We start from the raw sequence: 18,351 nt of genomic DNA on the forward strand, positions 1-18,351 counted from the left end.
GGGAGAGGTGAAAGAGGATCGCGCCAGCGGCCCCTACTTCACCAGGTCACACCCGCCCTCCGCCAGCGGGCGGAAGGCCTGATCCGCGGGAATCGTCGAGACCAGCTTGTAATAGTCGTACGGATATTTCGACTCCTCCGGCTTCTTCACCTCGAACAGATACATCGGATGCACGACGCGGCCGTCCTGGCGGATCGTGGTGTCGCCGAACAGCTTGTCTTTGCCCTTAAACTTCTTCATCTCGGGCACGACGTCCTTGGCATTATCGCTGCCTCTCGCCGCGACCGCGTTGAGATAGGCGAGCGTGGAGGCATAGACGCCAGCCTGGTTGCCGCTCGGCATCTTGCCGTTCATGCCGGGCCGCGCGGCGAAACGTTTTGCGAAAGCGCGGGTATCATCGTTCATGTCCCAGTAGAAGGCTTCCATCAGCTGGAGGCCTTGCGCGACCTTGATGCCCATACCGTGGATGTCGTTGATGAAGAGCAGGAAGGCGACGAGCTTCTGCCCACCCTGCTGGATGCCGAACTCGGCGGCCTGCTTCACCGCGTTGATGGTGTCGCCGCCGGCGTTGGCAAGGCCGATCACCTGCGCCTTCGAGCCCTGTGCCTGCAACAAGAAGGAGGCGAAGTCGGAGGTGCCGAGCGGATGTTTCGAGGAGCCAAGCACCTTGCCGCCGTGGCCCTCGATATACTTTTGCGCTTCAGCCTCGATGCCCTTGCCGAGTGCGTAGTCGACCGTGAGGAAATACCAATCCTTGCCGCCGCGCGACATCATCGCGGCTGCGGTAGTGTTCCCGGTCGCCCAAGCGTCATTGACCCACTGAATGGTGTTCGGCGAGCAGGCCTTGCCGGTGAGATCCGAGCTTGCCGTGGATGACGCCAAAAAGGTCATGCGGCTGTCGCGCAGCAGCGTGTTGATCGAAAGGCCGACGGCCGAGTTCGGCACGTCGACGATGGCATCGACGCCCTCGACATCCAGCCATTTGCGCGCGATGGCGTTGCCGACGTCGGCCTTGTTCTGGTGATCGGCATAGACGATCTCGACCTTGATGCCTTTGCCGCCGCCGTTGAAATCCTCCGCCGCCATGCGCGCGGCCTCGACCGAACCCATGCCATTGGTGTCCTGAAAGATGCCGGAGATGTCGTTGAGCACACCGACGCGCACGACGTTGTCCGAGATCTCGGCGCTCGCCGCTCCGCCCATCAGGCTGGCGGCCAGCGCAAGCGTCCACTTCAGATGTTTCATCGTTCCCTCCCCTTTGGATGTCGCACCGGTCGTTGCCGGCCTATGTTTTGAAAATTAGATCCTTGAGCGTCAGACTTGCCGCTCCGGCAGTCTCAGCACGAGCCCGTCGAGCGCGGGCGTGATCGCGATCTGGCAGGACAGCCGGCTGTTCGGCAGCCGCTCGGCCGCGGTGCCGTCGAGCAGCGCGTCCTCGTCGTCGGCGACCGCGGGCAGACGCGCGAGCCAGGCTTCGTCGACATAGACGTGGCAAGTCGCGCACATGGCATTGCCGCCGCACTCCGCCAAAATGCCGTCGAGGCCGTGGCGGGTCGCGGCCTGCATGGCGCTTTCGCCGCCTGAGGTCTCGACGCGGTCGGACTTTCCATCGGGATGAATGAAGGTGATGGCAGACATGAAACTCCTCGTCAGGCGGGGGTGACGGTGACAGGCAGGCTGTCGAGCCCGCGCAGCGTGTTGTTGAAGCGGCGCTTCGGCTCGCCCGTGATCTCGATCTTTGCGACGCGGCGCGCCAGCGCAGTCAGCATCACCTCGCCTTCGAGACGGGCAACGAGCTGGCCGACGCACATGTGGATGCCGGAACCGAAGCCGACATGGCCGGAGGCGCGGCGGGTGATGTCGTAGCTATCAGGCTTGTCCCAACGCCGCGGATCGCGATTGGCGGCGGCGAGGAACATCAGCACCTTCTCGCCCTCGCCGATCCGCGCACCGGAGATCTCGACATCCCGCGTCGTCGTGCGGAAGAAGGTCTGCACCGGGCTCTCGAACCGCACCGCCTCCTCGAAGGCGCCACGCGCCAGCGAGAGATCATCGCGCAGGCGCTGCCACTGATCGGAAAAGCGCGCGAGGCAATAGACCGCTGCGCCGATGCCGTTGACCGTGGTATCGAGACCGGCAGAGAGCAGCGAGCGCACCAGCAGGGGAGCCTCGGTCGCCGTGATGGCGCCCTCGTCGACCTGCGCATGAATGCAGGCGCCGAAGCCGCCGGGGGCGAGATTGTCGCGCTGGCACTGCTCGGCGACATAGGCCTGGTGCGGCATCGAACGTTCGATCGCCTCCTGGCGCAACTGGTTGGGCGGGCCGAATGCGTTGAACACGACGCTCGCATAGGGGATCAGATGCTCGCGCCCCTCCGGCTTCAGCCCGAGCGCATCCGGGAAGATCGACAGCGGGTAGGCTTCCGCGAGATCCGTGATCGCATCGAAGCTGCGCTTGTCCAGCAGCGCATCGACCCGCTCCTCGGCCGCGGCGGCAAAGCGATCGCGCACCTGCTTCATCACGGTCGGCGACAGCACCTTCGACAGCACCGCGCGGGTGCGGGTGTGCGCCGGCGGATCGGCCTCCAGGATCAGGCTCGGCGGCCGCCATGGCGTCTCCTTCTTGAAGTCGGACAGGCCGACGCCGCGGCTGGAGCAGAAGGTCGCGGGGTCGTTCAGGACGGCATGGACCTCGGCATAGCGCGCCACGCCGTAGACGTTCCACTTGTCGAGATAGACCACCGGTCCCGTCTCCCGCAGCAGCTCGTGTGTGGGATAGGGATCTGCAAAAAACTTCATGTCGAACGGATCGACGTCGAGATGCGGGACGGCCGATGAACCACTCGCCGCTGGGGAGCCGATTGCGCTCATTGAAGTCCTCCCTCACTTTGATCTTGTGAAACGCGGCCGCATGCCCTTAGGTCTAAAGGCAGCTTGCGAGTCAAAATCCCGACATGCCGACGCCTTCGACCCGATCCCGCCCAAGACCCGCGTCCGTCGAAGCCGGACCGACGCTCGACCTCGATCGCTACGTCCCGGCTCTCATCACCTTCATCGCCAACAAGCTGTCGAACAGCGCGACCGCGTTCTACCAGCGGCAGTTCGGCGTCAACGTCACGGAATGGCGGATCATGTCGCTGCTGGCGATCGAGCCCGGCATTCCGGCCTCGCGCATCTGCCACGTCATCGGATTTGACAAGGGTCCGGTGAGCCGAACGCTGGCGGGGCTCGAGAAGCGCGGGCTGGTCTCGATCCGCACCGACCCCAACGACGGCCGCACCCATTCGATTTCGCTGACGGCAAAGGGCCGCTCCACCCATGACAAGGTGATCGTCGCGGCGCTGGACCGCGAACGGCGCCTGCTGTCCTGCCTCAACAAGGACGAGCGCGAGGTGCTGATCGGCCTGGTCCGCCGCCTGCACGAGAATCTCGACGCGGTGACCGGCAGCACCGAGACCTGACAAGCCGCACGCCGGGCGCCATCCCCCGTCATTCCCAGGCATGCGCCGGCATTTGCCGACAGCACCATTCCGGCCGCGCATCGTTTCCTCCAGCATCAGACGCGGCGGTTCCCCCGCCGTCGTCCTTGGCCGGAATGGTTCGCACAAATTAGTTGCCGAGGCAACAAAAGAATCAGGCAAGATATTGCGGCAGGATGGCTGGCGTAGTTTGCCCCGCTCTCGTGTCCCGGGCGCTGCAGCGTCAAACGCTGCAGCGCAGAGCCTGGACCCATGCAGCTACGCGCTATGAGAGATGGGCCCCGGCTCAGCAGCGCAACACTGCGTGCTGCGCTGCGCCCGGGGCACGAGAGCTTTTATTGCGTCGACCGCTACAGCCCCACCCACGCTCCGGACACATCATCGTTCAGCCGCGCCACCGCATCCGCCCGCCGCGTCAGCACGGCGCGCTGATTGATGTAGCCCTTGTCGGTGATTTCGCCGCCATCCACCGAGGGCGGCTCGGCGAGCAACAGGGCGCGAGTGGCGTGGCCGGAGGAGTTTGCGCCCTGCTGCTTCAGTCTTGCGAGGCCCTGCGCGATCGCGACTCTCACCTTCTCGTGTCCAAGCACCTCATTCACGCCTGCCGTCTCGGGCAAACCCGCATGGGCGCGGCACGCCGCGACGTTCGGGAACACCAGGAAGCGCACCTCGTCGCCGCCATGGCCTGACACGACGATGTCCTGCGCGAGCGGCGCCAGCGCGGCGATGCCGGCGACGCGCAGCGTGCCGACGCTAACCCAGGTGCCGGAATTGAGCTTGAAGTCCTCCGCGACGCGGCCGTCGAAGAACAGGCCTCGCTCCGGCCGCGCGCTATCGGCAAGCTTCACGGCATCGCCGATGAGGTAAAAGCCCTCGTCGTCAAAGGCCTGCTTTGTCAGCTCGGGCGCCTTCCAATAGCCCGGCGTGACGTTGGGGCCGCGCACGCGCACCTCGAGCTTGTCGCCCGACGTGACGAGCTTCAGCTCGGTGCCCGGGATCGGCACGCCGATATTGCCGGAGCGCTCGGCGAGGAAATGGCAGTCGGTGGCGAGCGGTGACGTTTCCGTCGAGCCCCAGGCCGAGACCATCGGCAGCGCGCGGCCGACGGTCTCCATCGAGAGCTGCTCGAGCGCATCCCAGAGATTCTGCGGCAAGGCTGCGCCGGCATAAAAGGCGAACTTCACCTCACTGAAGAAGCGGCGGCGCAGCTCTTCATCGCCGCGCAGCGCCGCGATCAGCATGTCGAACCCGCGCGGCACGTTGAAATAGACCGTCGGCATCACGCTTTTCAGATTGGCGAGCGAGGTCGCAAAGAGACCGGGCGCCGGCTTGCCGCCGTCGATATAGAGCGAGCCGCCGTTACGCAGCACGAGGTTGAAATTGTGGTTCGCGCCGAAGGTATGGCTCCAGGGCAGCCAGTCGAGGATGACGAGATCGCCACCGCTCTGCTCGAGGAAGGTCCAGGTCTGCGCCTTGGCCTGCTGGCTCGAGGTCAGCATGCGCTGGGTATTGATCACCGCCTTGGGCGTGCCGGTCGAACCCGAGGTGAACAGGAATTTTGCGATCGTATCGGGCGTCACCGCGGCGAAGGCCGTTGTGACATCGGGCGTTTCCGGCGTTGCTGCGATGGCGCGGAAGGCGAGCGCATCGGCGTCGCCGGCATTACCACTGATGATCTGCGCGCTGTGCAAAGGCTTGATTGCAGCGAGCGCCGCCGCAAACGGCTTGGTGCTAGAAACATAGATCGCGCCCGGCTCAAGCAGCGCGATCATGCTCTTCAGCTTGTCGAAATCCCTAGACATCAGCGAATAGGCCGGCGAGATCGCGGCTGAGGGCACACCGACATGCTGGGCCGCGAGCGCAAGTAGCGCGTGATCGATGCTGTTGTCTGAGAGAATGACAACGGGACGCTCCGCGCTGAGCCCTTGCGCCAGGATCCAGGACGCTGCTGCGCGTACCCGCCGCAGAGCCCCCGCGTAAGTCACGGTGGCCCATGGCGTATCGGCGCTGTCACGCTCGGCAAGGAAGATCTTGTCAGGCGCCTGCCGCGCAAAATGCTCCAGCCAGTCGCCGATGCAGCGCGCGCTGTCGCGCAAGGGCTCGGGCGAACGCAGCACGATGCTGCCGTCGGCGCGATGCTCGGCGACAGTTTTCGGCGTTGCGAACAGGCTCGTGGCGTCACCGCGGGTGGCGGTCATGGTCTCCTCCTCGCCCGGATCAGGGATCGGTCGCAGCCTCGTTCCGGGCTGCTTTGGCCATAATGTTGGGCAGAGCAATTGTTGTCGTCAACAACAATCTTTCGCTCGGGGCCTCGGGACGCTATGGTCGCGCGCGAGGAGATACGATGTGACAGCCACTGCAACCCAGACCTCTCCCCGCAAACGCACCGGCAACGGTGCTGCGCGGCGGATCGATGCGGACGAGATCGGCCTCGACGCCCTGGTCGGGCACGCCGGCTACGCGGTGCGGCGCTTCCAGATCTGGATCTTTCAGGACTTCATCAGGACGCTTCGCGCGGTCGACATCCGCCCGACGCAATATTCGGTGCTGACCGTGATCGGCGCCAATCCGGGCCTGTCGCAGATGGCGGTGGCGAAACGCCTCGGCATCGAGCGTGCCCGGCTGGTGCACCTGCTCGACAGCCTCGAACAGCGCAAGCTGGTGAAGCGGGTCAAATCGAAGGCGGACCGGCGCTCGCACGCCCTGCACCTCACGTCGCAGGGAGAAACCGCGCTGGCAAAGTTCAAACGGCTCGCCGCCGAGCACGAGCGGAATGTCGAGGCCAGGATCGGCAAGGAGAACCGGGAGCGGCTGCTCCGGATCCTCGCTGACTTCACCTGATCAAGACTGCCCATGACCTAGGCAAATGCCCGCTACAGGGCGTTGGCACGGCGGTGTGGCCGTCTATCAGCCTAGCTGCCAAGTCACTGATCTCACGATAATATCCGGGGCGACTGCGCTGCCCGGATATTGTACACAATGGCACATCGCTTGCTTCAATCCGACTGAGACAAGTTGCCGGAGTTTTGTGACCATGGGGGCTGAGCAGCCTGAAACGATCGCCGCGATCGTGGCCGCGCATCGCGCGGGCACGATGACGCCGGCGCAGACGATCGCGCGGACCTATCGGCGCATCCGGGACCACAACGATCCCGCCGTGTTCATCAGCCTGCGCGACGAGAAGGACGCGATCGCAGAGGCCGAGAGGCTGGCCGCGAAGGATGCAGCTGACCTGCCGCTCTACAGCGTGCCGGTTGCGGTGAAGGACAATATCGACGCGCTTGGTTTTCCGACCACGGCGGCCTGCCCGGCCTTCTCGTACACGCCGACGCACGACTCGACCGCGGTGGAGCGGCTGCGCGCAGCCGGCGCCATCATCATCGGCAAGACCAATCTCGACCAGTTCGCAACCGGCCTCGTCGGCGTGCGCTCGCCTTACGGCATCCCAAAGAACTCGATCCGCGAGGACCTGATTCCCGGCGGATCGAGCTCGGGATCGGCGGTCGCCGTTGGCGCTGGCCTTGTCCCGCTGTCGCTGGGGACTGACACGGCCGGCTCAGGTCGCGTGCCGGCGATGCTCAACAACATCGTCGGGCTGAAGCCGAGCCTCGGCATGATCTCGACCGCGGGCCTCGTGCCGGCCTGCCGCACGCTCGACTGCATCTCGGTCTTCGCGCTGACGGTGGACGACGCCGCGCTCGCGCTCTCGGTGATGGCCGGACCGGACCAGGCCGATCCGTTCTCGCGCGACCGGCCGCTTGGCGCGATCACGGCGCTCCCCTCCAACCTGCGTCTCGGCGTGCCGCGCAACGGGCAGTTGATCTTCTTCGGCGACAAGAAGGCGGAGGCCGCTTATGCCGACGCGCTGAAGCGCTGGACCGGGCTGGGTGCAACGCTGGTCGAGTTCGATCTCGAGCCCCTCTACGAGACGGCGCGGCTGCTCTACGAAGGTCCCTGGGTCGCCGAACGCTATCTCGTGATCAAGGATCTGCTGGCGTCCGCGCCTGATGCAATTCATCCCGTAACACGCGAGATCACCGCGGCCGGCGCGCGGCTGTCTGCGGCGGAGACCTTCTCCGCGCTGTACCGTTTGCAGGGCCTGCGCAAGATCGCCGAGCGCACGTTTGCCAACATCGACGCGCTGGTGCTGCCGACGGCGCCGACCGCCTATACAACGGCGCAGGTGCTGGCCAATCCGATCGAGCTCAACAGCCGGCTCGGCACCTATACCAATTTTGTCAATCTGCTCGACCTCTGCGGTCTCGCCGTGCCTGCGGCGATGCGCGCCGACGGCATTCCGTTCGGCATCACGCTGCTCGCGCCTGCGGGGCGCGACGCTATGCTTGCAAGCATTGGACGCGTGTTCCATGCGGATACGAAGCTGACCGTTGGCGCCAAGGGCGTGGCGCAGGCGCCGCTCGCACCGCTGCCGGCAAGCGGTGACGATGAGATCTCCATCGCCGTGGTCGGCGCACATCTCTCCGGTATGGCGCTGAATGGAGAATTGACGGCGCTGAACGCCAAGCTGATCGCGGCGACGAAGACTGCGCCGGACTACAAGCTCTATGCGCTCAAGACCACGCCGCCGAAGCCCGGCATGCTGCGCGTCGCGGCCGGGACGGGCGCGTCGATCGAGCTGGAGATCTGGTCGCTCTCGGCGGCAGCGTTCGGCAAGTTCGTGAATGCGATACCGGCGCCGATGGCGATCGGCACGGTGCGGCTCGCCGACGGCCGCAGCGTGAAGGGGTTCCTCGTCGAGCCGGAGGTGCTCGGCGAGGCGCGGGACATCACGGCATATGGCGGCTGGCGGAAGTTCATGGCGGAGAAGGCGACGGCGTAGCGCGTGTGAACGGCGCGAGCTTCATAAAGACTGTCGTCCCGGACAAGCGCAGCGAAGCGGAGCGCCGATCCGGGACCCATAACCACAGGGAGTGGTTTGGCGAAGACTCGGAGTGGGAGCTTTGCCTCACACCACTGCCTGTGGTTATGGGTCCCCGCTTTCGCGGGGACGACACCGAGTATGCGGCATCCGCCTTCGGCCTACACCGACACCGCGTAGATCTCATACTCCCCGCGCACCAGCTCGATATGCGCGCGCATGGCGGCGGCGGCGCCCTGCTTGTCGCCGCGCATGATGGCGACGACGACGCGGTCGTGCTCGGCCTGCGACTTTGCCAACCGGCCGAGATTGCGGAACTGGGCGCGGCGAAACGGCTGCACGCGCACGCGGGTGGCCAAGGTGATCTCGGCGATATAGCCGTTCTGCGAGCCCGCATAGATCGCGTTGTGGAAGCGCTCGTTGACCTCGTGGAAGCGGTCGGGATTGCCGGCGTAGCTCAGCACCCGCAGCTCTTCGTGGATGGCTTCGAGACCGTGACGCTCGGCCGCGGACATGCGCTCGGCGGCAAGGCCGGCGCAAAGCGCCTCGAGCTCGGCCATCGCCTCGAACATGCTCTTGAGACGCTCGATCGAGGGCTGCGCCACCACCGCGCCGCGATGGGCACGCGCTTCGACGAGGCCGCTCGCCACCAGCTGCCGCAACGCCTCGCGCACCGGCGTGCGCGAAACGCTGAATCGCCGTGCGATGTCGGTTTCATCCAGCGGCGCGCCGGGCGCGAGAGTTCCGCGCACGATCTCGTCGGCGAGCTGGAGGCGCAATTCCTCGGCGCGCGTGACCTTCTGCAGCGACGGAAGTGCGCGGTCGACGCGAGGCACCACCGGCTCGGCCGGCAGTGTCCCGGGCGGAAGATCGTCAAGCGTCATGGGGTCATGGTCTCGTTCGACTCGTCGATGATGCTGACATGGGCGGCGACGACGCGCCAGCCCTCCGGGAAGCGAATCCAGGTCTGCATCTGCCGGCCGACCTTGCCGGGAGCCGTGTCACGATAGAACAGGGTGGAGGCCACGGCCGTGTCGCGGCCATAGCTGGTGATGACGGTTTTCGCGGTGCGGCGGTTGAGGCCGACCGGCGAGCGCGCGGCGCGGAAGCCGGAGATCGCCTCATAGCCATAGAGGTTCTCACCGATGCCGTAGCGCAGCGTGCGGGGATCATTGCGGAACAATTCGCCGAGCACGGCGACGTCATTGGTAATGAGGGCCTGCTCATAGCGCTCGAACGCGGCTTTGACTTCCGCGATCACCTCGGGGAGATCGATCTCCATTTCACAATCCTCTCGGCGCGGGCGCGGATACGACGCCCATCTTTTCCAGTGCGTGCGCGACGCGGAGCGCGATGTCCTCTCGCCAGGGCGCGGCAATGATCTGCACGCCGATCGGCATCGGCTCGAGCGGCACCGGCACCGCGACCACCGGCAGGCCGATGAACGAGATCGGCTGAGTGTGAATACCGATATTGGCGCGCACCGGCAGCTCGACGCCGTCGAGATTGAAATTGACCTGGCCGAGCTTCGGCGCGGTGCAGGGCGTCGCCGGCGCGAGCAGCACGTCGACGGATTTGAAGATCTCGGCGAGCTGGCCGCGATACCAGCGGCGGAATTTTTGCGCGCGGTCGACCAAGGACGCCGGCACCATCGCGCCTGCGATCAGGCGGTCGCGCACGGCCGGATCGAAATCGTTGGGACGCTTGCGCAGGCGATCGAGATGCAGCGAGGCACCTTCGGTGGTGGTGATGACATAGGCCGCGGCGCGGGCGCGCGCGGCTTCGGGAACATCGACCACTTGCGTTGCGCCAAGCGCCTTGGCGACGCGGCTGACCGCCTCGACGGCTTCCGGAAAGACGTTCTTCTGGAAGTAGCCGCCGGCGATGGCAATGCGCAGATCCGAGATCGGATTGGCGATCAGTGGCAGCGTCGGCTCCAGCCCACGCGTCGTGCAGGCGCTGTCGTCGGCATCAGGGCCCTGCATCGCGTCATAGGCGAGCGCGAGATCGGTGACGGAGCGCGCGAACGGGCCGAGATGGTCGAGGCTTGCCACGAACGGGAACGAGCGCGCCCGCGACAGCCGGCCATAGGTCGGCTTCAGCCCGAAGATACCGCAGAACGACGACGGCACGCGGATCGACCCGTTGGTGTCCGAGCCGAGCGCGATCGGCACCAGCGCGCCGCCGACGGCGCTGCCGGAACCGCCGGAGGAACCGCCGGTCATCCGCGTGGTGTCGTGGGGATTGCGCGAGGGGCCGTCATGGACGTTCTCGCCGGTGAAGTCATAGGCGTATTCGCCCATGTTGAGCGCACCGACCAGCACCGCGCCGGCGGCTTCCATGCGCTCGATCAGCGTGGCGTCACGCTTGGCCGGCGCGAGGTCGCGGTTGATCTTCGAGCCGGCGCGCGTGGGAAGGCCAGCAACGTCGAACAGGTTCTTCACCGCGAAGGGGACGCCGGCGAGCGGGCCGACGGTCTTGCCGGCGGCGATGTCGGCATCGATCGCGCGCGCCTTGGCGCGGGCGCGATCGGCGGTGACGTCGGTGAAGGAATTGAGAATACTGTCGTGCTGCTTGATGCGCGCGAGGGCCGCCTCGGTGGCATCGAGCGCCGACATCTTGCGGGCCGCAACCGCGCTCGCGATTTCCGCGGCCGTCATCTCTGGCTTGGTGGTCATGGCAGCATCAGGCCGTGAAGATCGGCGCCGGCTCGGTCTCGTCCGGCAGCGCGAGTTCGTCGACGAGGCGGGCGAGCCGCAGCGAGACTTCGAGATTGGCGCGCACCGCCGGCCGCCAGGCCTCCTCGACCGGCAGCGCCAGCGCTTTCGATACGGCGTCGATGTAGTCGTCCAGAGGTTCGGCCATCACTCTCTCACACTGATCTCAGTGCACTCTCAGTGCACCGGCAACGGCGGATGCGGGATCGCCGTCAGCAGCTCCTTGGTGTAGTCGTCCTGCGGATCGCTCAAGACCTGCTCGGAAGAACCCTCTTCGACGATCCGTCCCGTCCGCATCACAATGACACGATCGCACAGCAAGCGCACCACATTCAAATCATGCGAGACGAACAAATAACTCATGCCTAGCCGCTGCTTGAGATCCTGAAGCAGGTTCAGCACCACGGCCTGCACGGACACGTCGAGCGCCGCGGTCGGCTCGTCCAGGATGACGAGCTTTGGGTGCAGCGCGATGGCGCGTGCGATGCCGACGCGGGCCTTCTGGCCGCCGGAGAGCTGGTGCGGGAAACGATCGAGCAGATTATGCGGCAGGCCGACCATGGTCGCCAGCTCCTCGCAGCGGGCGCGGAGCGCGTCGCGCCCCTTGACGTCGCCGAGCTGCAGAATCGGATCGGCGATGGCGCGGGCGGCGGTGAAGCGAGGGTTGAGGCTGTCGGTCGGATCCTGGAACACCATCTGGATCCGGCTGCGCTGCGGCAGGCGGGCGAAGGCTGACGGCGCGATGCCGGAGATGTCCTCGCCGTCGAACTGGATCAGGCCCGAGGTCTGGTCCAGGAGGCGCATCACCATCATCGAGGTCGTCGATTTGCCGCAGCCGGATTCGCCGACGAGGCCGACGCTCTCGCCATGGCCGATCGAGAAGCTGATGCCGTCGACGGCGCGGAACACGTCCGGCTCGACAGGCGGCTTGCGGCCGAAGAGCTTGCCGAGCACGGCGGTGGCGCCCTGACGGGGATACTCTTTCACGAGCTTGTCGATGAGGAGGAGCGGCTTTGGATTCTCGTCACCCCCGGGCTTGACCCGGGGGTCCATCGACCGAGACGAATCTTCCGAAGCGTGATGGACGGCCGGGTCAGGCCCGGCCATGACGGCTGCGCCCTCTTCCTCCGGCAGCAGATCCCGCAGGCTCACGCCGAGCCGCGGCGTCGCGCGCATCAGCTTTTTCGTGTAGGGGTGCTGGGGGTTGGCAAAGATGTCGGCGGCCTTGGCGGTCTCGACGACGCGGCCCTTCTCCATCACCACGACACGATCGCAATAGGCGGCAGCCAACCCGAGATCGTGCGTGATCAGGATGGTCGACATCGCACGGCGCTTGGTCAGCTCGACGATCAAATCCATCACCGCCTTCTGCGTGGTGACGTCGAGGCCGGTGGTCGGCTCGTCCGCGATCAGCAGCTGCGGATTGCAGGCGAGCGCGAGCGCGATGACGACGCGCTGGCACATGCCGCCTGATAGCTCGAATGGATAGGCATGGTAGCGCTCGCGCGGGCGGGCGATCTTGACCTGCTCCAGCGCCTCGATCGCCTTCTCGCCGCCATCTGTGACCTGGGCCTGCTGCACATGCGTGCGCAGCACGTCCTCGATCTGGCCGCCGACTTTCCGGATCGGGTTCAGCGCGGCGCGCGGGTTCTGGAAGATCATCGAGACTTCGCGGCCGCGCAAATCGCGCATCTGGTCTTCGCTCGCGGCCTTGACGTCAATGCCGGAGAACATCACCGAGCCTTCGGCGATCCGCCCCGCCCGGTCGAGGATGCGCATCACCGCGTAGGACGTCACCGACTTGCCGGAGCCGGATTCGCCGACAATGGCGAGCGTCTCGCCCTTGGCAACGGAGATGTTGACGTGCTGCACGGCTTTGACGATGCCGCGGCGGGTGGTGAATTCGACGGTGAGGTCCTGCACGTCGAGCAGCGGCTGGGCGGTCATGCAGGCCTCACGTCACTCAAGCGTTCGAAAACAACCCCATGCACAGTAGAACGGTGATTAGAATCATTGGAGAATTTCGACCGAACGTTCGCCATCACGTCCTCCGCTGCGGATCGACAATGTCGCGCAGGCCGTCGCCGAGGAGATTGAAGCAGAACACGGCGATCATCAGCGCGAGGCCGGGGAATAGCGCGATCCACCATTCGCCCGAGACCATGAAGCCTGCGCCTTCGGCGACCATGATGCCCCATTCGGCGGTCGGCGGACGGACGCCGAGGCCGATGAAGGACAGGCCGGCGGCATTGAGGATGGCGTAGCCCATGGTCAGCGACATCTGCACGATCATGATCGGCATGATGTTCGGCAGGATATGCACCAGCAGGATGCGGAATTCGCCATTGCCGGAGAGGCGCGCGGCCTGAACGAAGCCGGCGTTGCGGCGGACGTTGGCTTCGGCGCGCGCGACGCGGGCGTAGAGCGGAAAGTTCACGATCGCGGTGGCGAGGATGATGTTCTGCACGGTGTTGCCGAGGGCCGCGACGATGCCCATCGCCAGCACGAACAGCGGGAAGGCCATGATGGTGTCGGCGATGCGGCCGACGATGCGGTCGGTCCAGCCGCCGAAGTAGCCCGCCGCGATGCCGGCGAGGCCGCCCATCAGGAACACCAGCGCCACGGAAGCGACCGCGATGAACGTATCGAGCCGCGTCGCGACGATGACGCGGCTGAAAATGTCGCGGCCGAGCTGGTCGGTGCCGAACCAGTGCGCCGCCGACGGCGGTTTCAGCGCGGCGGCGGTGTCGGAGGCGAGCGGATCGTAGGGCACCACATAGGGGCCGAAGATCGCGGCGATCAGGATCAGGATCAGCAGTGCGAAGGCAAAGCCGGTGACCTTGTTCTCGCTGAGGACGTAGCGGGTCTGTTCGAGGATGGCAGCGAGTCCAGAGGTCCGCGCGGGACCGACGGGTTCAACAGCAGGCGCAACGGAGCTCATTTCGTTCCCCTAGCCTTCAAGTCTGACGCGCGGATCGATTACGCCGTACAAGATGTCGATCACGAGATTGAGCAGAACGTACATGACCGCCATGGTCAGCACGAAACCCTGCACCGGCGCGAAGTCTGAGGAGATCAGCGCTTCCACCGCATAGGAGCCGATGCCGGGCCAGGCGAACACTTTCTCGACCAGGACGTTGGCCCCTAACAGGAACGAGAACACCATGCTGAGCGTGGTGATCACGGGCAGCATGGCGTTGCGGAAGGCGTAGGTGACGATGACGGTCGTCGGCGACAGGCCGCTGGCGCGCGCGGTGCGGACGAATTCGGATGCCAGCACCGCCAGCATCGAGGCGCGGGTCATGCGCGCAATCGGCGCCAGCGAGAAGATCGCCAGCGTCGTCGCCGGCAGGATGAGCTGGCTCAGCGCCGAGCGGAAGGCCTCAAAGTCGCGCGCGAGCAGCGTGTCGATCAGATAGAAGCCGGTCACCGTCGGCGGCGCGCTGTAGAACACGTCGAGACGGCCGAGTGGCGCCGGCGACCAGCCGAGGCGGAAATAGAAGACGTAGACCAGCACGAGGCCGGTGAAGAACACCGGTAGCGACACGCCGGCTGTCGTTGTCACGCGGCAGAGATGATCGATCCATGATCCCGGCCGTGTTGCAGCCAGCACGCCGAGCGGAATGGCAATCACGATCGAGACGATCAGGCCGAGCAGTGTCAGCTCGGCGGAGGCGGGCAGGCGGTTGCGAATTTCGGCGGCGACGGGCTGGCCCGTGGTCAGCGAGTTGCCGAAATCGCCATGGGCGAGATCGTTGGTGTAGCGGAAGAACTGTTCGATCAGCGGCCGGTCGAGACCGAGCTTCTTGCGGATCTGCTCGACCGCCTCCTTGGTGGCGGCGGGACCGGCGAAGTAGGCGGCGGGATCGCCGGGCAGCGCGCGCGTCAGCAGGAAGGTGACGATGACCACGCCGATCAGCGAGGGAATCGCAAACATCAGGCGCTTGCCGATCATGGTCAGCATGGGGCGCGCTCCGCTTGTGCGAATGGCGAATAGCGAGTGGCGAATGGATTCTCAGAGCCAACCATTTGCATTCGCCACCCCCTATTCGCTACTCGCCATTCACCATTCGCCCTGCTCACCCCTTCGCCATCGCGCGGTAATCGAGCCTGCGGTGGAACCAGTACTGATAGCCGCTGATGTTCTTCTGCATCGCGACGTTGACGAAGGGCTGGTACAGCGGGATGCGCGGGATGTCGGTGTAGGCGAGATCGACAAAACCCTTCACGTCGGCATCGTAAGTTGCGGTGTCACCGGTGGCGGCGGCGGTGCGCGCGCCATCGATCAGCTTGTCCATCTCCGCCGACTTGTAGCTCATGGTGTTGAAGACGGAATTGTTGCCGTGATAGCACCAGTAGAAGAAGTACTCGGGGTAATCGAGCCAGCCCGAGAACACGTTGGTGAAGAGCGGCATCTCCTTCTTGTTCAGTTCGGTGCGCCAGTTGGCGCCGGGCACCTTGTTGATGGTGGTCTTGATGCCGATCTGCGCGAGGCTCTCCTGCACCAGCACGCAGAGCGGCTCGTTGACGCCGGCGAAATTGAGGTCGAACGAGATCGTGGTCTCGAAACCGTTGGCGTAGCCGGCTTCCGCCAGCAGCGCCTTCGCCTTCTCCATGTCGGTGTTGTATTTGTGCGGCTGCGGCCAGGCGACTTCCGTCGCTTTGTCCTTGGGCGCGCCGAACATGGGATTGCCGAGGCCGAACAGCACCGCATCCATGATCTTCTGATAGGGCAGCGCGTAGGCGACGGCCTGCCGGACCTTGGGATTATCGAATGGCGGCTTGGTCACGTTCATGCCGATATACTGGATGCCGTTGGAGAACGGCAGCGACACCACGTTGAGCTTGCCGTTCGCCTTCATCTCCTGGAAATCCTTGAACGGCAGCTCATAGGAGATGTCGGCATCGCCGCGCTCCAGCAGCGCGCGGCGGTTGCCGGCCTGCGGCACCATGCGCCAGATCACGCGCTTGATCTTCGGCAGCGGACCACCGACCCAATCCTCGTTGCGCTCCATGACGACTTCGGTGCCGGCGGTCCACTTGGTCACCTTGTAGGCGCCGGAGCCCGCGGTCTGCTGCTTCGTGAACTCGAGACCCCAGGGATCCTTCTCGCTGGCGTTCTTCTTCACCAGCTCCGAGTTGACGATGCAGGGCACGATCACCGCGAGATCGGGAATCGTCAGCTTGTCCTTCTTCAGGAAGTCGACGCGCACGGTATGGTCGTCGATGACGACGAACTGCTCCGGCTTGGTCAGTGAGCCCGCGCTCATCTGGAAGGTCGGAAAGCCGCCGACGCTCACCGCGCGATCCAGCGACCACTTCACGTCCTTGGCCGTGACGGGCGCGCCGTCGTGGAATTTGGCGTTCTTCTTGAGCTTGAAGGTGACCGACATGTCGTCGATCTTGAAGTCTTCGGCGAGCTCGCCCTTGAACTTGTCGCGGTCGTAATAGGGCACGCCGCCGGGGCCGCTCTTCATCTCATGGCTGATCAGGCGGTCGTAGCAATTCCACGAGACCTCATAGCCGGGCACGTTGGTGCCGACGCCGTGGATGTCGAGATTGTTGGGGCCGCCTTCCGAGACGATCAGCAGCGTCTCCGAGCGGGCATCGGCGTAGGCCGAAGAGATCACCTGCGGCATCGCCGGAAGCGCCGCGCCAGCGGCCAATCCGGACACGGATTTGAGGAAATCGCGGCGCTTCATCGGGATGCTCCAACTCAGAGGTTTCTGGTTGGAACTGGATTCGCAAGGTTCGTGCCAAGGCTTAACGAGGTGTTACGCTCGCGACAACATACTGAAATATCTGATGATTTTCTATTTCCGCCGGATATTGCAGGAAGCGACCATGTCCCCGCTTGCATACAAAGATAGGAGATTGCTCAGAAATTGAGCTGAAAGAAATGGAAGCCCATTCGAGAGGCGATTGTCATTCCGGGGCGATGCGTAGCATCGAGCCCGGAATGACGGAGAGGTGCGGCCGGAGCGCTCAGCTCGCCCAGATCAGATCCTGCAATTCGACCAGATCTTTCGCCTTGTCCTGCCAGCCCTCGAGGCAGATGTGGCTGTTGAGGTCGCTGGCACGGTGCAGCAGCATCAGCGCCATCAGCCGGCGCTTCAGCGCGGCGTCTGGCCTCGCATAGCCGAAGCCTTCGAGCAGGCTGCGCACCCTCCCCGGCCGGCCCGCGGCCATGAAGGCGCTGGGGCCGAGCAGATCGTAGTCGCGCCAGCCGGCGAGCACGTCGCCGAAGTCGAACAGGCCGGCCAGCGACCATTCGCCGTCATCGCAGGCGAGCAGGAAATTTTCCGGAATGTATTCGCCGATCAGAATCACCGGCGGCGCATCCATCGGAATCAGCTCGGCTGCGTCGCGCAGGAGATCGTCGAGACCGGCGAGGAATTTCGGCGCAAGGCCGAGACGCTCGTGCCGCGCGCGGCAACCCTGCATCTGGGCGCGCATGAACACGTCCCAGCGCGGCTCGATGCTCGCGAGAGGACCGAGCGGCGCGCGCTGCACGGCGGCGATGGTGTCGCCGATCTGGCGCAGCACGCGCTCCTTCTGCTCTTCCGGCAATTGCGGCCACACCTCCGAGCCGAGCGTACCGGCAAGGCGCGTGATGACGAGATAGGGCCAGCCGTCGCGCTCGCCTTCGGCGACGATCTCGGGAATCGGCAGATCCAGATGCCCCCTAAGCTGCATCAGCGAGCCGCGCTCTGAGACGAATTGCGCGCGCAGCATCGGCGGGAAGATTTTCAGGATCAGGCGCTCACCGAGCCCGACCACGAGATTGGTGCCCGTTGCAAACACATGCGGCGCGCCGACATCGAGACCGTGGCCGCGCGCGATATCGAGTGCGACCGGCAGCCATCGCGCGCGGTCGGCGCGCAGGGCGCGGTAGGCCTGAAGGTCGGTCGAAGCCGCGGCACCCCAGGCCGCGAGCGAATCCGGCGGCGGCGTCTCCTTCATCACGGCGCCAATCTGATCCTATTCCAGGACATCCTTGACGCTGTTCCTGACGGCCGCGGGGACCGCGTGCTCGGGGACCTCGATCGTCCTGGCGCCGCGCGTGATCTTGTAGGTGAACGCGTCGGCCTGGCCCGGATGCGCGGCGGGGATCTTGCCCGGATCGGCAAACAATTGCTCCATCGTCTGCTGATCGGCGGGCGACAGATCCGACAATGTGACTTCGCCGCGACTCTTCAAGTGAGGGCCGCCGAATCCGGCAAACCCTCCGACGCGCTCGATCTTCAAGCGATCCACGCTTCCTTCCTTTCGCAGCG

At 65.3% G+C, this 18,351-nt stretch carries 17 protein-coding genes; 3 read left to right on the forward strand and 14 right to left on the reverse strand.

Annotated features, from left to right (window positions below):
• Positions 1-33: 33 nt before the first annotated feature.
• The 3 genes from WN72_RS45475 to WN72_RS45485 form a co-directional block, all read right to left on the reverse strand.
• Positions 34-1,245, reverse strand: coding sequence for an ABC transporter substrate-binding protein (locus WN72_RS45475; RefSeq protein WP_092212077.1), 1,212 nt, complete (start codon positions 1,243-1,245; stop codon positions 34-36).
• Between the two features lie 69 nt (positions 1,246-1,314).
• A complete protein-coding gene (locus WN72_RS45480; RefSeq protein WP_027564124.1) occupies positions 1,315-1,638 on the reverse strand; it encodes a 2Fe-2S iron-sulfur cluster-binding protein in 324 nt (107 codons plus the stop codon).
• 11 nt (positions 1,639-1,649) lie between these two features.
• Positions 1,650-2,870 carry a cytochrome P450 gene (locus tag WN72_RS45485; RefSeq protein WP_027564123.1) on the reverse strand — a complete coding sequence of 407 codons (1,221 nt, stop codon included), beginning with the start codon at positions 2,868-2,870 and terminating at the stop codon, positions 1,650-1,652.
• A gap of 83 nt (positions 2,871-2,953) precedes the next feature.
• On the opposite strand from WN72_RS45485, the gene WN72_RS45490 reads away from it, so the two are divergent.
• Entirely contained in the window at positions 2,954-3,460 is a 507-nt protein-coding gene (locus WN72_RS45490; RefSeq protein WP_092212075.1) for a MarR family winged helix-turn-helix transcriptional regulator, read from the forward strand.
• Positions 3,461-3,828: 368 nt separating this feature from the next.
• Here the strand turns inward: WN72_RS45490 and WN72_RS45495 are convergent, their stop codons facing one another.
• Positions 3,829-5,676 carry a feruloyl-CoA synthase gene (locus WN72_RS45495; RefSeq protein ID WP_167380584.1) on the reverse strand — a complete coding sequence of 616 codons (1,848 nt, stop codon included), beginning with the start codon at positions 5,674-5,676 and terminating at the stop codon, positions 3,829-3,831.
• A 148-nt stretch (positions 5,677-5,824) separates the two neighbouring features.
• Here WN72_RS45495 and WN72_RS45500 point away from each other — a divergent pair, with 148 nt between their 5' ends.
• Together WN72_RS45500 and atzF are read left to right on the forward strand one after the other, a co-directional pair.
• A complete protein-coding gene (locus WN72_RS45500; protein ID WP_092212071.1) occupies positions 5,825-6,319 on the forward strand; it encodes a MarR family winged helix-turn-helix transcriptional regulator in 495 nt (164 codons plus the stop codon).
• Between the two features lie 193 nt (positions 6,320-6,512).
• A complete protein-coding gene (atzF, locus tag WN72_RS45505) occupies positions 6,513-8,318 on the forward strand; it encodes an allophanate hydrolase (RefSeq protein ID WP_092212069.1) in 1,806 nt (601 codons plus the stop codon).
• A 200-nt stretch (positions 8,319-8,518) separates the two neighbouring features.
• Here the strand turns inward: atzF and WN72_RS45510 are convergent, their stop codons facing one another.
• The 10 genes from WN72_RS45510 to WN72_RS45555 form a co-directional block, all read right to left on the reverse strand.
• On the reverse strand, positions 8,519-9,241 hold the full coding sequence (locus tag WN72_RS45510; RefSeq protein WP_027563167.1) for a GntR family transcriptional regulator: 723 nt from the start codon (positions 9,239-9,241) through the stop codon (positions 8,519-8,521).
• On the reverse strand, positions 9,238-9,639 hold the full coding sequence (gene hpxZ, locus WN72_RS45515) for an oxalurate catabolism protein HpxZ (protein WP_092212067.1): 402 nt from the start codon (positions 9,637-9,639) through the stop codon (positions 9,238-9,240). Before hpxZ ends, WN72_RS45510 begins: the two co-directional genes overlap by 4 nt.
• 1 nt (position 9,640) lies before the next feature.
• Positions 9,641-11,035 carry an AtzE family amidohydrolase gene (locus tag WN72_RS45520; protein ID WP_167380583.1) on the reverse strand — a complete coding sequence of 465 codons (1,395 nt, stop codon included), beginning with the start codon at positions 11,033-11,035 and terminating at the stop codon, positions 9,641-9,643.
• Positions 11,036-11,042: 7 nt separating this feature from the next.
• On the reverse strand, positions 11,043-11,222 hold the full coding sequence (locus WN72_RS45525) for a DUF4089 domain-containing protein (protein ID WP_027563170.1): 180 nt from the start codon (positions 11,220-11,222) through the stop codon (positions 11,043-11,045).
• 29 nt (positions 11,223-11,251) lie between these two features.
• Positions 11,252-13,021, reverse strand: a complete 1,770-nt coding sequence (locus WN72_RS45530) for a dipeptide ABC transporter ATP-binding protein (protein ID WP_092212063.1) — start codon at positions 13,019-13,021, stop codon at positions 11,252-11,254.
• Between the two features lie 94 nt (positions 13,022-13,115).
• Positions 13,116-14,015 (reverse strand): ABC transporter permease, encoded by a 900-nt coding sequence (locus WN72_RS45535; protein ID WP_027563172.1) that lies wholly within the window; start codon positions 14,013-14,015, stop codon positions 13,116-13,118.
• Between the two features lie 9 nt (positions 14,016-14,024).
• The gene (locus WN72_RS45540) at positions 14,025-15,038 is read right to left on the reverse strand and encodes an ABC transporter permease (protein WP_092212061.1); all 1,014 of its coding nucleotides are present in this window, start codon (positions 15,036-15,038) and stop codon (positions 14,025-14,027) included.
• Positions 15,039-15,153: 115 nt separating this feature from the next.
• The gene (locus tag WN72_RS45545) at positions 15,154-16,776 is read right to left on the reverse strand and encodes an ABC transporter substrate-binding protein (RefSeq protein WP_027563174.1); all 1,623 of its coding nucleotides are present in this window, start codon (positions 16,774-16,776) and stop codon (positions 15,154-15,156) included.
• A gap of 283 nt (positions 16,777-17,059) precedes the next feature.
• Complete coding sequence (locus tag WN72_RS45550; RefSeq protein WP_167380582.1) at positions 17,060-18,037, reverse strand: aminoglycoside phosphotransferase family protein; 978 nt, start codon at positions 18,035-18,037, stop codon at positions 17,060-17,062.
• An 18-nt stretch (positions 18,038-18,055) separates the two neighbouring features.
• Positions 18,056-18,331, reverse strand: a complete 276-nt coding sequence (locus WN72_RS45555; protein ID WP_143130516.1) for a protealysin inhibitor emfourin — start codon at positions 18,329-18,331, stop codon at positions 18,056-18,058.
• Positions 18,332-18,351: the final 20 nt, after the last annotated feature.

Source organism: Bradyrhizobium arachidis, from assembly GCF_015291705.1.
GTDB classification, from domain to species: Bacteria; Pseudomonadota; Alphaproteobacteria; order Rhizobiales; family Xanthobacteraceae; genus Bradyrhizobium; species Bradyrhizobium arachidis.

Coding starts and splice junctions, on each gene's coding strand:
- WN72_RS45495 (WP_167380584.1), bottom strand. CDS start 5,676: ATGACCGCCACCCGCGGTGACGCCACGAGCCTGTTCGCAACGCCGAAA.
- WN72_RS45545 (WP_027563174.1), bottom strand. CDS start 16,776: ATGAAGCGCCGCGATTTCCTCAAATCCGTGTCCGGATTGGCCGCTGGC.
- atzF (WP_092212069.1), top strand. CDS start 6,513: ATGGGGGCTGAGCAGCCTGAAACGATCGCCGCGATCGTGGCCGCGCAT.
- WN72_RS45475 (WP_092212077.1), bottom strand. CDS start 1,245: ATGAAACATCTGAAGTGGACGCTTGCGCTGGCCGCCAGCCTGATGGGC.
- WN72_RS45485 (WP_027564123.1), bottom strand. CDS start 2,870: ATGAGCGCAATCGGCTCCCCAGCGGCGAGTGGTTCATCGGCCGTCCCG.
- WN72_RS45550 (WP_167380582.1), bottom strand. CDS start 18,037: ATGAAGGAGACGCCGCCGCCGGATTCGCTCGCGGCCTGGGGTGCCGCG.
- WN72_RS45535 (WP_027563172.1), bottom strand. CDS start 14,015: ATGAGCTCCGTTGCGCCTGCTGTTGAACCCGTCGGTCCCGCGCGGACC.
- WN72_RS45520 (WP_167380583.1), bottom strand. CDS start 11,035: ATGACCACCAAGCCAGAGATGACGGCCGCGGAAATCGCGAGCGCGGTT.
- WN72_RS45480 (WP_027564124.1), bottom strand. CDS start 1,638: ATGTCTGCCATCACCTTCATTCATCCCGATGGAAAGTCCGACCGCGTC.
- WN72_RS45510 (WP_027563167.1), bottom strand. CDS start 9,241: ATGACGCTTGACGATCTTCCGCCCGGGACACTGCCGGCCGAGCCGGTG.
- WN72_RS45525 (WP_027563170.1), bottom strand. CDS start 11,222: ATGGCCGAACCTCTGGACGACTACATCGACGCCGTATCGAAAGCGCTG.
- WN72_RS45540 (WP_092212061.1), bottom strand. CDS start 15,038: ATGCTGACCATGATCGGCAAGCGCCTGATGTTTGCGATTCCCTCGCTG.
- hpxZ (WP_092212067.1), bottom strand. CDS start 9,639: ATGGAGATCGATCTCCCCGAGGTGATCGCGGAAGTCAAAGCCGCGTTC.
- WN72_RS45490 (WP_092212075.1), top strand. CDS start 2,954: ATGCCGACGCCTTCGACCCGATCCCGCCCAAGACCCGCGTCCGTCGAA.
- WN72_RS45530 (WP_092212063.1), bottom strand. CDS start 13,021: ATGACCGCCCAGCCGCTGCTCGACGTGCAGGACCTCACCGTCGAATTC.